This window comes from Salinisphaera sp. C84B14 (assembly GCF_040361435.1).
In the GTDB taxonomy this organism is placed as follows: Bacteria; Pseudomonadota; Gammaproteobacteria; order Nevskiales; family Salinisphaeraceae; genus Salinisphaera.
On sequence record NZ_APNL01000013.1, the window covers coordinates 56,785 to 73,969 of the forward strand.

At 61.1% G+C, this 17,185-nt stretch carries 15 protein-coding genes; 6 read left to right on the plus strand and 9 right to left on the minus strand.

The features are described 5' to 3' along the window. The first annotated feature begins 687 nt into the window (after positions 1-687). Both C84B14_RS12265 and C84B14_RS12270 read left to right on the plus strand, forming a co-directional pair. Positions 688-1,743 (plus strand): isopenicillin N synthase family dioxygenase, encoded by a 1,056-nt coding sequence (locus C84B14_RS12265; protein ID WP_353224444.1) that lies wholly within the window; start codon positions 688-690, stop codon positions 1,741-1,743. Then, the gene (locus C84B14_RS12270) at positions 1,740-2,405 is read left to right on the plus strand and encodes a hypothetical protein (RefSeq protein WP_353224446.1); all 666 of its coding nucleotides are present in this window, start codon (positions 1,740-1,742) and stop codon (positions 2,403-2,405) included. Before C84B14_RS12265 ends, C84B14_RS12270 begins: the two co-directional genes overlap by 4 nt. Before the next feature lie 50 nt (positions 2,406-2,455). Here the strand turns inward: C84B14_RS12270 and C84B14_RS12275 are convergent, their stop codons facing one another. The 3 genes from C84B14_RS12275 to C84B14_RS12285 all read right to left on the minus strand — a co-directional run bounded on the left by C84B14_RS12275 (position 2,456) and on the right by C84B14_RS12285 (position 6,542). Further along, complete coding sequence (locus C84B14_RS12275; protein WP_353224448.1) at positions 2,456-3,352, minus strand: glycine betaine ABC transporter substrate-binding protein; 897 nt, start codon at positions 3,350-3,352, stop codon at positions 2,456-2,458. A gap of 442 nt (positions 3,353-3,794) precedes the next feature. After that, positions 3,795-5,180, minus strand: a complete 1,386-nt coding sequence (hemN, locus tag C84B14_RS12280) for an oxygen-independent coproporphyrinogen III oxidase (protein WP_353224450.1) — start codon at positions 5,178-5,180, stop codon at positions 3,795-3,797. Between the two features lie 75 nt (positions 5,181-5,255). After that, complete coding sequence (locus C84B14_RS12285; protein WP_353224452.1) at positions 5,256-6,542, minus strand: GGDEF domain-containing protein; 1,287 nt, start codon at positions 6,540-6,542, stop codon at positions 5,256-5,258. A gap of 541 nt (positions 6,543-7,083) precedes the next feature. On the opposite strand from C84B14_RS12285, the gene C84B14_RS12290 reads away from it, so the two are divergent. Continuing rightward, positions 7,084-7,833, plus strand: coding sequence for a DUF3750 domain-containing protein (locus C84B14_RS12290; RefSeq protein ID WP_353224454.1), 750 nt, complete (start codon positions 7,084-7,086; stop codon positions 7,831-7,833). Positions 7,834-8,117: 284 nt separating this feature from the next. Here the strand turns inward: C84B14_RS12290 and C84B14_RS12295 are convergent, their stop codons facing one another. Continuing rightward, positions 8,118-9,722 carry an MBL fold metallo-hydrolase gene (locus tag C84B14_RS12295; RefSeq protein ID WP_353224456.1) on the minus strand — a complete coding sequence of 535 codons (1,605 nt, stop codon included), beginning with the start codon at positions 9,720-9,722 and terminating at the stop codon, positions 8,118-8,120. 288 nt (positions 9,723-10,010) lie between these two features. Here C84B14_RS12295 and C84B14_RS12300 point away from each other — a divergent pair, with 288 nt between their 5' ends. Beyond that, a complete protein-coding gene (locus C84B14_RS12300; protein WP_353224553.1) occupies positions 10,011-10,256 on the plus strand; it encodes a type II toxin-antitoxin system CcdA family antitoxin in 246 nt (81 codons plus the stop codon). 148 nt (positions 10,257-10,404) lie between these two features. Next, a complete protein-coding gene (locus C84B14_RS12305) occupies positions 10,405-10,572 on the plus strand; it encodes a CcdB family protein (protein ID WP_353224458.1) in 168 nt (55 codons plus the stop codon). A gap of 208 nt (positions 10,573-10,780) precedes the next feature. Here C84B14_RS12305 and C84B14_RS12310 read toward each other — a convergent pair whose 3' ends face one another. The 3 genes from C84B14_RS12310 to C84B14_RS12320 all read right to left on the minus strand — a co-directional run bounded on the left by C84B14_RS12310 (position 10,781) and on the right by C84B14_RS12320 (position 13,144). Then, on the minus strand, positions 10,781-11,719 hold the full coding sequence (locus tag C84B14_RS12310; protein WP_353224460.1) for a hypothetical protein: 939 nt from the start codon (positions 11,717-11,719) through the stop codon (positions 10,781-10,783). Between the two features lie 106 nt (positions 11,720-11,825). After that, positions 11,826-12,158 (minus strand): YceK/YidQ family lipoprotein, encoded by a 333-nt coding sequence (locus C84B14_RS12315; protein WP_353224462.1) that lies wholly within the window; start codon positions 12,156-12,158, stop codon positions 11,826-11,828. Between the two features lie 437 nt (positions 12,159-12,595). Continuing rightward, the gene (locus C84B14_RS12320; protein ID WP_353224464.1) at positions 12,596-13,144 is read right to left on the minus strand and encodes a hypothetical protein; all 549 of its coding nucleotides are present in this window, start codon (positions 13,142-13,144) and stop codon (positions 12,596-12,598) included. Between the two features lie 321 nt (positions 13,145-13,465). On the opposite strand from C84B14_RS12320, the gene C84B14_RS12325 reads away from it, so the two are divergent. Next, complete coding sequence (locus C84B14_RS12325) at positions 13,466-14,560, plus strand: C45 family autoproteolytic acyltransferase/hydrolase (RefSeq protein WP_353224466.1); 1,095 nt, start codon at positions 13,466-13,468, stop codon at positions 14,558-14,560. Between the two features lie 28 nt (positions 14,561-14,588). On the opposite strand, the gene C84B14_RS12330 is transcribed toward C84B14_RS12325, so the two are convergent. Both C84B14_RS12330 and C84B14_RS12335 read right to left on the minus strand, forming a co-directional pair. Next, complete coding sequence (locus tag C84B14_RS12330) at positions 14,589-15,368, minus strand: N-acyl homoserine lactonase family protein (protein ID WP_353224467.1); 780 nt, start codon at positions 15,366-15,368, stop codon at positions 14,589-14,591. A 78-nt stretch (positions 15,369-15,446) separates the two neighbouring features. Further along, a complete protein-coding gene (locus tag C84B14_RS12335) occupies positions 15,447-17,180 on the minus strand; it encodes a bifunctional protein-serine/threonine kinase/phosphatase (protein ID WP_353224469.1) in 1,734 nt (577 codons plus the stop codon). Positions 17,181-17,185 lie beyond the last annotated feature (5 nt).

A 17,185-nucleotide genomic window follows, 5' to 3' on the forward strand; every position in this document is an offset into this window, starting at 1 on the left:
CGGCAATCGCCGGTTCTGATGCGTGGGGCCGTTGCGAGTCGCCGGTTTATCGGACCTTTGGTTTCGCGCTGCGGCGCGACCCACTTTCGTTTGCTTGTCCAAACGAAGGCAGACAACGAAAAAGACACCCGGCACAGCGCCGGACACACGGCGCCACGACACGTCTGCGTTGCTGCACTAACGGAGTCGAATACAGGCCGTGTGACCCGTAGCCATGTAGATTGGCTTAGGCCGCAGGCCGTAAGCCAACAGACAACGAGGCTCTCCCAAACGACACGAACCGCGCAGGTCCAATCGGACGCGCGGGCTGCGTTCTCTGTTGGATTACGCTGCGCGAATCCAACCTACAACAATCGTGAGCTTGAGCGAGCGCCAGCGCGCTTGCCTGTATTCGTCCCCTTGGGCGTAGCGCCGAGCAGTGGAGGCGGCAAGCGGAAGAAGACGGCCGGATGTTTGAGCGCAGCGAGTTTCCGGCCGTCCCGCTTGCCGCCGGAGCCGCGCAGGGAATCGATGCGAAGCATCGGCGCAAGACAGGGTGCCCTTCTCTTGGTTACTTCTCTTGGGCAATCAAGAGAAGTGACTCGCACAGCAGTGCGAAACCCAAGCCTGAATTTACCGGCAACGTTGATTCAACACTCGAATGCATGAACCCGTGTGGCTTTCAGTATTCATTTGAAGAGGTTTGATATGACCACCCGCCAACCCACCGCCTTCGAATCCATCCCGGCGATCGATATCGCGCCGCTGTTCGGCAGCGATACGGCCGCACAGCAGACCACCGCCGAAGCACTGGGCCGCGCGGCCCGTGCCGTGGGCTTCTTCTACGTCATCAACCACGGTATTTCCGAAGCGCGTCAGCAGGCGCTGTTCGATCAGACAAAACGCCTGTTCGAACTGCCGCTGGAACGCAAGATGGATTACTACATCGGCAAGTCCGATAACCATCGCGGCTATGTGCCGGCCGGTGAGGAAGCGCCCGACCCGTCCAAGGCCGATGCCAAGGAGGCGTTCGACCTGTCCTTCGAACTGCCCGACGATCACCCGGAGGTGCGTGCCGGCACGCCCATGCTCGGCGCCAACGTCTGGCCCGATCTGGACGGCTTCGCCGATGATGTCTATGCCTATTACCAGGACGTGTTCAACGTCGGCCGGGCGCTGATGGGCGGCTTCGAACAGGCGCTTGGCCTTAAGGCCAATACCCTGCTCGGCCAGGTCACCGAGCCGCCGAGCCAGCTGCGCCTGATCCACTACCCGTTCGACCCGAACGCGACCGACGCCCAGGGCATCGGGGCTCATACCGACTACGAGTGCTTCACCCTGCTGCGCCCGACCGCGCCCGGCCTGGAAGTGATGAACGGCGCCGGCGAATGGATCGACGTGCCCTATCGCGAGGATGCGCTGGTGGTGAACATCGGCGACATGCTCGAGATATGGACCAACGGTGCGTTTGTCGCCACCTCACACCGCGTACGCAAGGTCAAGGAGGAGCGCTACAGCTTTCCGCTGTTCTTCGCCGCCGACTACCACAGCCAAGTCGCGCCGCTGCCGCAACTGCTCAAAGACGGGGAAACGCCCAATTACGAACCGCTGTCCGCCGGCGATCACCTCTGGGCACAGACGATCCAGACCTTCAACTATCTCAAGAAACGGCTGGCCAACGGCGACATCGAGCTGCCCGAAGGCGCGCGCGGTGCCGGCACACTGGGCCAGCATGCACGCCATAAGGAGGACACGGCCTCGTGAGTCTCGTGCCGGCTATCTACCACGGCCTGTGGCAACGCACGCTCTACGCCGAACCGGCCGAGGGTGAACCCGAGCATATCGACGACGATACGCAGGTTTTCTGGCTGCAGGCCGGCGACTGGCATGCCGATCTGCGAGTGCCGGCCAACCGGCCCGACTTCGCCGGCATCGATTCGCTCGACGAATGCAGCCGCGATCAACTCGAGTGGCTGGCCGGACAGACCGCGTTTGCCGGCATCACCCGCGTTCAGGGCCCCTTCTGTACCTGGCATAGGCTGGTCGACCTGTCACCGGGGCTGGATAAGGACATCGGCGTGATGCGCTTCATCGACGACGACACGCTGGAAGAATGCCATCCGAGCGGCATCTATCGAGAAGTCTGGCGACGTATCAGCGCCGGTGACAGCCACGAGCCGATCGTTGAACGCGATGCGTCCGGACTGCCCCGATGGCTACAGTACGGCGATCATGCCATGGCAATCGACGCGGGCTCGGCAGGTGAACACGAACCCGATCTGCTGGCTAATCCGTTCGCGCTGAGCACGGCCGCTCTCAAGGCGCGCATGGCGGTCAATATCCGCTATGTGCGGCGCCGCGGCGCGACCTGGCAGGTTCGGCTATCCACCCGGCCCTGGCAGGAGAATCGACCGCTCGTCGCCTGAGCGATCGCCCCGGCATGAAGCGCCTTTCATGCCGAAGCGATCAGCGAGACTTACTGCCTGCTCGCTCGGCTTTCGCCCTTACCCGTCCATTCAGCGATGACATCCGGGTGCTTTTCAATAAACGCCTGCGCCGCCTGTTGGTAGGACGTCTGCTCGGCATTCAACAGCATGGTGTCGATCTGCTCCAGGCTGTAGTGCATGCGTTTCAGCATGGCGTGCACCTCGGGTTCGCTTTCGGCCAGCCCCTGACTTGCAATCGCGTCGACATGTTCGCGCGCGCCCAGTTCGCCTTTCGGATCGTCGAGATAACGCAGATCGAAACGCTCCCACATCCAGTGCGGGCTCCAGGCCGTGACCACGATCCACTCCTTGTCGTCGATGGCACGCTTGAGTGAGGCCGTCATGGCCGCGCTGCTGGCGGTGATCAGGCGATAGTCGTCGTCGAGACCATAGCCCTCGATGGTTTCCCTCGAGACCTGCATCAGACCCGCGCCAGCGGAAATACCCTGAATTTTACCGCCGAGTTTTTCGACCACATCCGGCTTTTTCATGTCGGCGATGCTCGCCAGCTGATCTTCCGGCACATAGGCCGGCACCGCCCAGCCCAGACGTGCGCCGTCGAACAGCTCGCCGAGGTTGTCGACCTTGTCGCCCACCCGATCCATATAGGCCCCGTGCGTACGCGGCAGCCAGGCGACCAGAAACAGCGAGCGCTCGTCGTTGGCCACGCCCAGAAATGCCGGCCCGACGGCCACCATTTTGAGCTCCACCGGGATATCGTATTCCGATTCGATGACACGCTTGGCCACATGGCTCATCACCTGGCCTTCGGCATATTCGTCGACATAGATTCGAATCGGCTCGGACGGTGCGGCCAGCGCGCTACCGCCCACCAGCGTCGAAAACGCGCACACCACGGCAACAAGAATTAAAGACAAACGTTTCACGACAGCGCGACCCCCAGGGTTATTCAGATAACCCCGAGTGTTCGGGATAAGCGCCCTCAGCGCAACAAAGCAGCGCAGGCGTACCGGCCGATCACACGACATCGCCCCGCGTGTGCGGCTGCGGCGTGCTTGATCGCTACCGCGTCAGACAAAGGCCCTTGGCGGGGCTGTTTGAACGCTGTCGCGGCCGGCTGAACCGGCACGCCCGCGCCGTCGTTCAGGCGCGTATCGGCCAGGAAAGCGGCTCATGCCAGGCCGCCTGAACAAAGAACCGGACTCTTGGTTGGGTATTAAACGCAGCGGGCTGTTCTCGATCAGGCAGGTTGTCCGCTAATGAACGCGACGACACGCAAACAAGTCAAAAGACCGATCGCTCGAAGCCCCGATGGGCTTATATTCACGCCGCATGCTGAACTTTGTACGTTCTCGGGCGCGGGCTTATTCAGATCACCCGCGAAAACCGGGCCGGCGTTTCGCGCTGCTTGAGATAGGCGTCGAAGACCATCGCGATCGGGCGTAATAGCAGCCGCCCGCGATCGAGAATGTCGATACCCTCGCCGTCCACGCGAATCAGCGCATCGTCGGCCAGTGTACGCAGGGATTCGAGTTCGTCCGCGAAATGCTCGTTGAAGACGATGCCGTGGCGTGCCTCGATGGGCGCGAAATCGAGCCGGCTGTGGCACATCAGCCCCTGGATGACGTCGCGACGCAGGCGATCGTCGTCGCTGAGCTGCACGCCGCGCTGGACCGGCAGGCGGTCCTCGGCCAGCGCCTGCTGGTAATCCGGAATGCTCTTGCCGTGCTGGCTGTAGCTGTCGGCCACGCTGGAAATGGCGCTCATGCCCATGCCCACGAGATCGCAGCCGCGGTGCGTCGAATAACCCTGGAAATTACGATACAGCCGGCCCTCGCGCTGGGCCACGGCCAGTTCGTCGTCGGGCAGCGCGAAATGATCCATGCCGATATATACATAGCCGGCCGTGGTCAGCCGTTCGATCGCCAGCGCCATGAGCGCGAGCTTGGTTTCGGCGCTGGGCATGTCTTCATCGTGGATCTGGCGCTGGGCGGAGAACAGCTGCGGCATATGGGCATAGCTGTAGAGCGCGATGCGATCGGGCCGGCGCAGAATGACTTCGCTGAGCGTGGCGTTGAAGCCCGTCACCGACTGGCGCGGCAGCCCGTAGATCAGATCGAAGTTGACCGACTGAAAGCCCACGCGGCGCAGTTCGTCGAGCACGCGCGCGACCTGATCCTTCGACTGGATCCGGTTCACGGCCCGCTGCACGTCGATATCGAAATCCTGCACACCCAGGCTGGCGCGATTGAAGCCGAGTTCGGCCATGAGCCCGATCGAGTCGGTATCCACCGTGCGCGGATCGATTTCCATGGTGAATTCACGCCCATCGCTGCTGTCGAGCTCGAAGTGCGTGTCCAGATCGGTCATGAGGGCCGTCATCTGGGCGGGGGTGAGATACGTTGGCGTCCCGCCACCCCAGGCCAGCTGCGACACGCGACGGCCCTCGTCGTATAACCCGCCCTGCAGGGCGATCTCGCGGCGCAGGGCGGTGACATACCGGTCGATGACCTGCGGCTGGCGCGTAATCACTCGCGTGCAGGCGCAATAGAAGCACGGGCTGGAACAGAACGGCAGGTGCAGATAGAGCGATAGCGGCCCGCCGACGGCATTGCTCGCCCCCGCGCGCTCGCGGTAGGCGGCTTCGCCGAACTCGGCCGCGAAATGCGGTGCGGTGGGGTAGGACGTGTAACGCGGCCCGCTACCGCTGTAGCGGCGGATCAGATCCAGGTCGAAAGACAGCGATGAGCCCATGGCGTACGTCCGCGATGATATGAGCTGCGCAGGTTAGCGGTGTCGACGCCGCCACAATTTGATCTCGATCAATTTTCAGACGGTGGCCGCCGGTCGCAGAGGGACATGCTCGGCCGCCTGGACACGATCGCGGCCGGCGTTCTTGCCTGCATAGAGAATGGCATCGGCCCTGCGCAGCACGTCGTCCACAGTCTGATCGTCTGGCTCGAGTTCGGTGACTGCCAGCGTGGCGGTCAGGCGAAGCCCCGGGGCAGCGTCGACGATACCGCGGCGAGCCAGACGAGCGCGGATGGTTTCGGCAACAGCGCAGGCCTGCGCATGATCCGTGCCGGGCAGAATGATCAGGAATTCCTCGCCGCCCAGGCGGCCGAAGATATCGCGTGCGCCGAGGATGTCGCGACACAGGTTGGCGGTGGCTACGAGTGCGGCATCGCCCGTGGCATGGCCATAGGTGTCGTTGACGCGCTTGAAGTGGTCGAGGTCGAGCATCACGAAAGACAATGCACGGCCCGATGCGCGCGACACGGCCATTTCTCGCTCGGCCGCGTCGGCATAGGCACGGCGGTTGCCGGCGCCGGTCAGGGGATCGGTACGGGCCTGCTTCTGGAGCTGAATCTCAAGAGCCGTGCGCCGATCGATTTCTGCTTCGGCCTGTTCCAGCGCCATGAATTCGCGCCGCCGAGTGGTCTCGAATCGCTGCGCGGCAAACCAGCCGGATACGGCGGGGATCAGCAGCAACTCGGCCAGGATGAGCATCCGTAGCGGAGCGGTTTCGCTGATGTTGAGCGCAACGCAAACCAGGGTGCCCACGATCGTATAGCCGGCCACGCCCACCGTGTAGACCACCCGGTTCGGAAAGAGCACGAACAGTTCGATGATCAAGGCCATGGTCACCGCCGCCAGCCAGCGGATATGTTCGTCGGGGCTGACAAAATACAGCCCGAAGAACGAGGTGATGCCCAGCAGCATGGCCGGCGTCATGATCAGCCCCGATGTGGCGAGCGCGGGGCGTCGCCGCACGAGTATCGCTGCACCGAACAGCGCACAGAACAGGCCGATTCGAACCGCCCACGCACAGCCGAGCATGAACGACATGCCGAACTGGTAGTAATCGCTCAGCCCGAAAAACAGCCACAGCACGCCCCAGACCACCAGCGCCCGGCTGACATAGACCGCAACCGACGCTTCGACATGGCCTCGATAGCGCTGCTCGGTCTCGCGGTCGATGAACTCCGCGCGCCAGAACGAAAGCCGATACGGCGCGGTCAGCGTCGCCGGTGCACTGCGCGGGGCAACGGACGCCGCTTGCGATGGTGCATCCGCCGAACGACTCGACGTATCAGGCGGGCGCGTACGGCTCATGTAGGCAGGCGTTCGAGGCAGGTCGATAACTATCGGCGTTACCGCGTCCGGACTTGAGTCATCCGCTCAAACCGCGCCGGCGGCCGCAGACGTTCGACGCAAGAACGACAGCCACGGGTCGCGGTTTTGCCGGCCGCTGGCCAGCGGGCGCACGACATGGCATACAGACGTTCTATGACGGATCTCTCGACCGGCTGTGTTGTGGTGCGCTTGTACAGGCACCGCCTTAAGGAAGCTCTGCATAACCTCTCGCGGTTCGCGTTCGAGTCCTCACAGACTGTGCGGCAAGGCGTCCGAGCGCAGCGCCTGCCTCATTGGCAGGTCAAGCTCGGCAACGCAGTCGCGGCGTCTGTGAGGCCGAACCCCTTCGGGCCGCCGGCTTTGCGCGCGCTTGATCGGCGTCAGTGTTCGCTACCGTGCCACTTGTTTTTGGCTTGGGCACGCTACGCTCTCACTTCCTTGTCAATCGCGCGCAAAGCACGCCGGCGCGACCGCGACAGGTTATGCAGAGCTTCCTTAATAGAATGAAAACGCTCGGCGCATGAAACGCGGGCTGCTCGTTTTCATTGCCGCGGTTGTGCTTGTGGCATCCGGCCCGGTGCTCATGCTGGCCAGCGACGAGCTGCGCATGGGCCAGAACTGGCGCGATGCCGATCGCAGCTCGGCGCAGCTGGCGCCGGCGCCTGCCAGCGAGCCGCGGGCGGTGGTGCAGGTCTACGGCGCCCGGGCATTCAGCTGGCGCGGCATCTTTGCGGTGCATACATGGGTGGCCACCAAGGCCGCGGATGCCGATCACTACACCGTGCACCAGGTCGCCGGCTGGAATCATCCTCCCTTGAGCTCGCGCACCGATATCCCGGACCGGCGCTGGGTCGGCGCCATGCCGCAGCGCCTGCTCGACCTGCGCGGGGCGCAGGCGGCCCAGGCGATCGCCCAGATCGAAACCGCCGTAGCCAACTACCCCTACGACGTCTATCGAATATGGCCGGGCCCCAACAGCAATACCTTCGTTGCTTGGCTGATACGGCATGTGCCGGCGCTCGAGGTCGAGCTGCCGCCCACCGCGATCGGCAAGGACTATCTGCAAGATACGGTCTTTGCGCGGGCGCCGAGCGCAACCGGCTATCAGCTGTCGCTGTTCGGTGCGCTGGGGGTGCTCGCTGCCTGGGACGAAGGCATCGAGATCAACCTGTTCGGTCTGGTCTGGGGCATCGACCCGGCCGACCTGGCGATCAAGTGGCCCGGGCTCGGGCGGATTGGCTGGCACGACCCGGAACCGGACGCGCGCTAGTACGCCCTCTTTCGAATTGCGCTCAAGCGCCCCGGGGTCGGCGTCGCGGCATAGCCTGGGGGCCTAAACCCGGCGCCCGCATGGATGTCGCCCTGGTATCCCGCGCCCGTTGCGCAACTTCGCCTATCACGCCGGTGCTCGATTCTTGCCGAGCTGGCTCGCAGGCCCAGCTCGACCCGCTTCATGCGCTGCTTCCAGACCGCACACCGGAATTCAACGAGCGCTGCTCAACTGGCGCTTACCGACGGCTCGAACTCGCGGTTTGAAAGCCGATCCTGCCCGCGCTAGTCGGCACGGCGCAGGCTGGCCAGCGCCTGCGCACGTAGACGTGCCCGTATCGCCTGGGCGTTCTGGTCGGCCGCGTCGAGATCGTGTTGCTCGCCTGTGCCCGGCAGCACAACGTCGGCAAGCGGCCGATCGCCCGGCTGCTTCATCGCCGCGCGCGCATGCAACGTGGACGCAAAGCCGGCACGCATCGCGCTATCCCCGTGGTTGAGAAACACCGTCGCCGCCGGCGCCGGCTCATCGATTTCGAATACGAACCGGCACAGCGCATCGATATCGCCGTGGCCGGAATAGTAGTCGCCAAAATCCACGAGGCGGGCCTGAATACGGGCCGGGTCGATACGGGCTTTGCCGAGCACAAGCGGCGTATCGCTCGGCCAATCGCCCGCAATCAAGCGTCGCAGTCGCCCCGCACCGGTTTCGGGCGGCGCATAGCCGCAGAGCACGATCGTGGCCGCCGGGCCACCGATCTGATCGGTAATGAAATCCACGATGCGCCCGCCCTCACACATACCGCTGCCCGCCAGGGCAACCACGCGCGACAGCTCGGGGTCATGCATCGCACGCAACGTACCGCCGGGGGCCCGATTGCGGCCCACCCGCGCCCATAGGTCCACGAGATACCGATCGACCGCGGCCTCATCGGCCAGCCCCAGCCGGTCGGCCAACGTCGGATTACGCCAGGGCGATTGCTCGCCCTGTTCGTTGCGCCGCGTCAGCAGCTCGGCATAAACATCGGTCATACGCGCTGCCAGCGGGGCATCCATCGACAGCCAGCGCGGCCGACCGGCCGCATCCGGCGCGCCGGCCGCGGTATGTCGCAGCACCCGATGAAGATCGAACCACAGCTCCTGCGCCCGATGGATCGCAAAACAGGGCACCACCACCGGCCCGCCGCCACGGGCGTCGCTGTCGGCAAACACATCGGCCCACGCCTGCTCGCGACCGGCGGCCGATTTATAGTGCGCCGGTCGCGCCGGCTCGGCGCCGCGGGTGGATTCCACCACCATATAATCCACCGCGCCGGGCGTTTGCTGACCGGCCAGCAGCGATTGATAAGGATTGCCCGGCGTATTACCGCCGATATCTCCGCTGAAACAGATCGAGCGCCGCGTGCTTGTGCGGCTGCGCCAGGCAATCGTAAGCGCCACCGCGCCGAGAATATGCGCGCTGCGATGAAAGGTAACCGCGACGCCGTGCAACCGCATGGGCTGGCCGAACTTGAAATCGGCCCGGCGATCGAGCGGCTGGAAGTCGATCATCTCGACATCGTCCGCGTCATACTCGCGCGAAAATTTGGCGGCATCCATCAACGCGATACGCGTCATCGCCGCCGTGGCTTCGGTGCAGTACACCGGCCCGCGAAACCCGGCCCGATGCAGCTGCGGCAGCCGCCCGCAATGGTCACGATGGGCATGGGTCAAAAACACACAACTCAGCGCCCGCGCATCGAAACCCAGCTGCGGCGCCCCGTCGGGCCGCATCAGCTCGCGCTCGGCATGGGCACCGCAATCCACAAGCGCACGCAGCCCCAGACGCGTATCCGTAAGCAGGCTGGCCGAGCCCGTGACACCGTCCGCGCCGCCAATGAAGGTCAATTCCATTGGGCCAGTATGCGTGCTCGCACAAGTTCGGTTTCAGTGGACGTGCCGCTGGGGCTATGGCGAGCTATGCGCAGCCTACGATTCTTTGCGACTTGTTGGCGTTGCCAGCATCTCTCGGCGCCGATTCACGCTTGCTGATAGGTGCGCGGTTCACATCTGCCTCTCAGCATTGTTAGAGCGTCTGACAAAGACCCTTCAGGCGCAGAACACACCCGTTAAACGCTTTTGAATGCGCATCACAATGCGCATAGCATGTATAAAACCGTAATGCCGCCTGTGGAGACATTTATGCCAGAGCTCTACGATAAAGCCGCCCCGAGAAACGCCACCAACCTATCGGTCAATAGCGACCTGCTGACAAAAAGCCGAGCGTTGAACATCAACCTCTCAGCGACCCTGGAAAAGGCCTTGAAAGAAGAGCTTGCGAAACGCCGGGCGTGTCAATGGGCAGAAGAAAACCAGGCCGCCATTAAAAGCTACAACGAATTCGTTGAGCAACACGGATGCTTCGGCGACGACTTCCGGGCGTTCTAGTGGCCCAGTTCGAGGTCTACGCCACCCAAAGCAAAACGAGCAAATCGTTCTATCCGTACTTGGTGGACTTCCAGAGCCCGCACCTTTCAGAACTGGCACACGCATCGTGATCCCACTCGGCAAGCGTGCGTCGTTTCAAGATAACGCGATGCAAGGCTTGACGCCTGAAATCGACTTCGAGGACGAGAAACTACTGCTGCTGACGCCGCAAATCTCCTCGATACCTGCCATACAGCTCCAAAATCCAGTCGGCTCACTAGCCCATTTTCGAGATCAGATTCAAGGCGCGCTCGATTTCGCGATCACCGGTGTTTAGCACCGATGCTCGTTTAGGATGCCCGCGTACAACACATTCAGCCCCATAGAACGCTAAGCGCTTGCTCCACGGCTTAGAGCCATGCCGAAAGTTCCAAATACTGCCCCCGAATCCGCAACGCCTGAGCTCAGTTGACGCCGGAGCAGCCGGAGGCTGCGAAGGCAACCTAAAGCGCGTCAGCGCTTTAGACGGTCAAATGCAGCGATCGTTAGGTTTGCGGCCGGCTATCATATTTAGCACAAATCTTTTCAATCAAAGGTTTTAAAGCTTGCACCACGCACCACGATAAGTCGGCTAATGCGTGCAAACTGGCATCTATTAACGCGGGTTGAAATGAATCGTCCAACTTCAAAAGTTTTGCCGAAGAACCTGATTTCGGGCTGTCAAAATGAACTCCGCCCTTTGTATTCGCGCACACATCTATCACTTCTCTAACCGTGAAATCGATATCGTCGCCCCGGACTGCAATCAGTGATAAAAATTGGTCCCAGCTCAGCAAACAAACGTCATCTTCAGCAGCGAACAAGGGTGATAGGTTTATGTACGAAAATACCGACTCTACAGGCAGGTTATCGACATGATCGCGAACTGCAGGAAAAGCAAGTCGACATCGATATTGCCTGTTTACACAATGAGCAAGAGGATGCGCATCCAATAAAATTCGACGAAGAATTACCGATGCTTCTAGTATGTGGATACGGTCTGGAAGACTTATTCTTTCTTGGAGTTCAATAACCGATCGAGCGAGCCTTTCTTCTTGTAGGGATAATCCATTTGGAAGCTCGAAGTCTAATTGCTTACGCAACCCCGTAGGCATATGGTTAAGTGATGAAATTTTAATCGGCTCTTGAGACACCAGCCGATCATTAAACAAAGTACCGTTTATTGCCGCTGATGGGCCACATTCTCCGCCCCAACCGAAGGCAACCTTAAGGCTGGCATGATTAGGCATATCGATAACCGGAGTTAACAGCTCGTGAGTCTCTTCATTATGGATAGAGGAAAATTTGAGAGTTGCATCTGGACTGATGACTACGCTGATTCTGGCGCCTTTAAACCTCCCGCGATAAACCAAAATTTCGTGATCCGGAGGCCATGTGCTTGGAACTGTTAATTCGAAAAGGACTGTTCCTGTCGAAGCGGTCATACTGTGAGAACCTAACGCCGAAGCTCAGTTGCCGCCGGAGCGGCCGGAGGCTGCGTAAGGAACCCAAAGCGCCGCGGTGCTTTGGGCGGTCAAATCCAGCGATTCGTTAGGCATCAATCGCCTTCTCCTCACCACGGACCTGACAAGTATGGTTACCGTGCCAAATTTGACCGTAGAGGGTATAAGGAAGAATTACCGTATCCGCCACAAGGCTAAACGGTATATCCCAGAATAAAAAAGCACCAATTTGGCCGCCGCGCGGTAAATCTTTACCCACTGCGTACAAATCTAGAGCCGTGCCGCTATACACACGTGGTAGAGACACACGCTCGTCCTGAGCACAATCTTGTTCCCAAAGTTCAGCGTTCTTTGACATCATCGTGCCGCAGCCGGGAGCCAGCGCACACGTAATAAGAACAAGTGCAAAATTTCTATTCATTATCTAACGCCTAAGCTCAGTTGCCGGCCGAAGCGCGGAAGCGCTTTGGGCGGTCAACTGCAGCGACCTGTTGGGTGCCTTCTTGGCGAAATTGGTGGTCACGCATCTCCAGCCTTATATGCGTGACGGGAACAATATTCAAGCGCTCTACTCGCCGACGGAACTGCCGTTTTCATGTCCCTTGGCGCTTGTGCTGAAAAGTTAGCACCACAAACCTTTATTTCACCGATGAGACTTTCTGCAATATCTCGAAGCGCCGGATCATTAGAATGCGAAGCTACAGCATTGAGCTTGTTCACTATCCGGGGTTTCGGCGCCATCATTCCGAGCGCCTCGATAGTTTCCCTGTACCACTTCTTATTCATTAGACCCAACGCCCAAGCTCAGTTGCCGACCAAAGCGCGGCAGCGCTTTGGCCGGTCAACTGTAGCCGTTTGTTAGCCATCGTCTAATTTTTGCTTCAATTCATCCCAAGCAAAAATTATGATATTTGAGGGCACGGGACTCTGTGAACCTTTATGCATCATCCTATCTATAGTCCGAATCCATCTATCAGCGCCATCACGATTTGGGACGATGAGCATTCCCCAGCGGCCTGCAATAGCTGCGGCGAGAAGGCTACCAAGAAGATATTTGGATGAATTATTTTCAATTTCGACAGCGATGCCGAACAGCGGGTTCGGGTTAGGTGCCTCAGTCCAGCTTTGAATTTGAGACCTACCCGCCGGAAACAAGGAGACTTCAGCTAATTCTCGAATGACTGGATCTATCACTTCAGATCCCGATTCAAATAGCTTTCTGTCCTCACAAATTTGTTCTGGCGCTCGATTGCCTTTAGTTCCACAGGGACCGATTGCCAAATCAATTTCAAATGATCGTTCGGCTGCGTCGTCGGCATGATCAAACGCGTTGAGCTTTCCAAGAGGGTTAAGCCCGCGGTCTTCGAAGAACTGCTTAAGTGCTTGTGAGACTTCCGCTTCAATCATTGGATTTCCCGCTAACGCCAATTCGACGAAATTTGTCTACCTAACACGCAGCCGCTTTGTTACCTAACGCCACGCTGCGCCGATTAATATCAATAGCTTGCGCAATGGTCGCATCATAGGCCGACATATTAGGTCGCACAGATCATCGATAGATCGTCCGTCACGCGCCTGGGTTGCCAATGCCGCCCTGCATTGAATATCGCACGGACGGCGGTCGCGAGAAATCGCTCGATAGTCGAAGCTGGCGACGAGGGCCTCTTGGTTTGTCGCGAGCGTCACAAGCTCATACGCTGCCGATGACAAACCTATCCCCTCTCGCCGATGACACTTACACCAATCGCACTTACCGGCTCACCCGCCGCTATGGGCGCCGCCCACGGCAGACGCTATCGCGACGCCATTCAGCACTTCGCCGGGGAACGCACACGTATGCTCGGCTCGGCTTATTGGGTGGGGCGCGAGTTGGAGCGGGAGGCGGTGCTGGATATGGCCGCACAGTGCCTGCCGGCCCACGAGCGGCTTGATCCGGCGTTGACCGACGAACTCCGGGCCATGGCCGATGCGGCCGGGCTGGATATCGCCGAGCTGCTGGTGGTGAGCGGTTTCACCGATCTGGTGGATACGGTTTACAACAACCCGGCGAACACATTGGCCGCGCCTGCGCCACGGGCCGCCGATCAATGCACGGCGATGCTGGTGCCCGGCCAATGCTGTACCGATGGCAACGCGCTGTTCGCCCAGACCTGGGATATGCACGAAAGCGCGGCCGAGCATGTGGTGATGATCGACGGGCGGCCCGACGATGCCCCGGCCTTTACGGCATTCACCAGCATGGGCTGCCCGGGCATGATCGGGATGAACGAGCACGGCATTACCGTGGGCATCAACAACCTGGTGGCCGTGGACGGCCAGCCGGGCGTGACATGGAATTTCGTGGTGCGCGCGATTTTGCGCCAAAGCAATATCGAGGACGCCCTGGCCTGTATTACCGCTACGCCGCTGGCCGGCGCCCACAACTATCTGATGCTGGATGCGAACGGCCGTGGCTTTAACGTGGAAGCCATGCCGAGCCGGCATGCGATTACCCCGCTCGAAGACCGGCCAGTGGTGCATACCAACCACTGCCTGACCGAGGCGACGCAGGCGGTCGAACGCCAACGCTTGCCAGGCTCTCAGGCATCCAGTGAGAAGCGTCTGGCACGTGCCAAGGCGCTGCTCGACGATACGAGTTCACACGATATCGACACGCTGGCCGCAATCACCCGCGACCCCGAAGCGATCTGTGTACAGGCCACGCCCAAGGTGCGGGAAGCCACCTGCGGTGCGGTGATCGCCGACCCGGCCAAGCGCACGCTATGGGCGCTGCGGGGCCTGCCGTCGGAGCAACAATACGAGCCGTTTCGACTGGCGGACTGACGCGCTGGCCATCGTGCGTTTTAGTTAATCAATCGCGATACGCCGGAAAGGCCGGCAACGACCGAAAGAAGTCGAAGTCGTGGTTGGGCCAGAGCTCGGCGTTTTCGGTTGTGCCCATCTGCTTGATACGACGGATGCTGGCCAGGGCTTCGGCTTCGCGATCCTTCCAGCAGTAACCGGGGGCGATTTCGTCTGCAAGGTTTTCGGTGAGGTCGGCGGCGTCGCCGCATAGAATCACCGGCGGGCCCTTGGGCAGCTCGATGAACAGGGACATATGGCCAGCCGTATGGCCTGGCGTTTCGAAGGCATGCACGCCGGGGGCCACATCGTAATCGCCGTGCTGGATTTTCCAGCGATCGCGATCGGCGATCTCGTCTTCGAAGATACCGCTGACTTCGCCGGTATCGGCGGCCGCGACTTCGGCGTGATGGATATGTACATCGCAACCGGGCACGTCGCACAGCCCGCCGGCGTGGTCGAAATGCAGATGGCTCAGGAACACCAGATCGATATCGGCCACGCTCAGGCCCAGCGCTTGGAGATAGTGCGGGATGCGCTGGGTCTGCGACATCTGGGGCACCTCGAACGTCGGCCGCATGGGCTCGAGATATTGCTCGCGCAGTTCGGGCGTGACGATCTTGTGATAATCGCAGCCCACATCAAAGAGAATGCGCCCGTTCGGCGTTTCGATCAGATACGCCGGAATCGGCGCATCGATATATACGCCGTAGCCGCGATGGCGCGTAGAGACGGTCTTTTCGTAGCGGTGGGTCGCCGTGAGTAATGGATAAATTCGGGTTCGGTTCATAAGCCGGGCCCCGACTTGCGCGGCCGCCGCTCCAGCCGGTGTCGTTCTGGCGGTCTGAAACACGTGGGCTTTCGTTCTCTATCCACGCGCGATATAAAACAATAAACCGGCGACCACCACGCCAAGCACTGCCGACAAGCCCTTCCAGAACCGGTTGGGGTCGCGCTCGATCAGCGGTAGCCGATGGTCGGACACCAGCCCGCCGCGCGGGTGGCGCAGGTCGTAGACGAATTCGGCGACTTCGGCATAGCGCTGGTTCGGATTCGGGTGCAGGGCCTTACGCAGGGCGCCGTCCACCCAGGCGGGCACATCGCTGTTGTAGGCGATCGCGCTGGGGTAATTGAGCCGGTTCAGATCGGCGCTGCTGCGCGCCCGCGATACGTTCGGCCCGTACGGCAGGCGGCCAGTGAGCATTTGATAGGCGATCACGCCCAGCGAATACACGTCGGAGCGGGTCGTGCCCTGCCCGCCGATGAAATATTCCGGCGCGGCGTACTGGCTGGTGCCGAGCACGTCGTCGCTGCCATGGCGCCCGGCGCTTTCGCGGATGCCGGCGACCTCGACGGCGCCGAAATCGATGATCTTAACCGTGCCGAGCCTGTCGATGAGGATATTGTCGGGCCGCAGATCCTGGTGGATCATCTCCTGGCGATGAAAGGCGAGCACGCCCTTGCCGATCTGCTCCACGATGGGGCGCACGCTGGCCATATCGGGGCGGGGATGATCGATCATCCACTGTGTGAGCGTCTGGCCCTCGACATATTCCATGGCCACATAGACATGCGCCGGCTTGCGCCGTGGCGGCGAGGCCTTGAGCACGTGCGGGCTGTCGATACGCCGGGCGATCCATTCCTCGAGCAGAAAGCGCTCCAGCAGCAGCGGGTCGGCCTTGAGGTCGCTGGCCGGCACTTTGAGGGCCACCGCCTGCCCGCTGTCGTTGTCGCAGGCCAGAAACACATGGCTGCGCCCGCTGATATGCAACGTACGCACGATCTCGTAGCCTTCGAAGGTCATGCGGGGTTCGAGCGTGGGCGCGAACGCCAGATCGGTGAGCCGCTCGGCGATATCGTCCGGGTCCTGTTCGTCGAGGCTGTCGACGCGCACGATCTGCACGGTGAGGTTGTCGTGGCTGCCGTGTTCGTAGGCCATGTCCACGATGCGTTGGGCCGCGGTTTCCAGCGCATCGCCGTGGCAGGCCACGGTATCGATAAGGGTGGCATCGTCCGTGTATTCGTAGACGCCGTCGGTGGCGAGGATGAACACGTCGCCCACGTCGATCGCGAGGCGCTGGTAGTCGATTTCCACCTGATTGTTAATGCCCAGCGCCCGGGCCAGATAGCTTTCATGGCGCGACATGCGGATACGATGATCTTCGGTCAGGCGTTCGAGCGCGCCATCGCGCAGGCGATAGATACGCGCATCGCCGACATGAAACAGATAGGCGCTTGCGGCCTTGAACACCACGGCGCTGAAGGTGCACACATAGCCGCGATCCGCATCTTCGCGATACTGGCTCTGGCGCGTCTGGGCATAAAGCCAGGCGTTGATGGCGGTAATGACGCGCTGTGCCGAATTACGAACCGACCAGGCATCCGAGGTGCAGTAGTAGTCTTCGAGAAAACTCGACACCGCGGTTTCGCTGGCGATATGGGCCACATCGCTGCTGCTGATACCGTCGGCGATGGCCAGGGCAATGCCCTTGGACTGCAATGCCGTCCCCTCGGGTAGGCGCAGGCCGTGAAAATCCTGGTTGCGCGGTTTGCGGCCGGCCTGAGTGGCCTGACCGGCGGTGATGGCAAGCGACGTGTTCACGACCG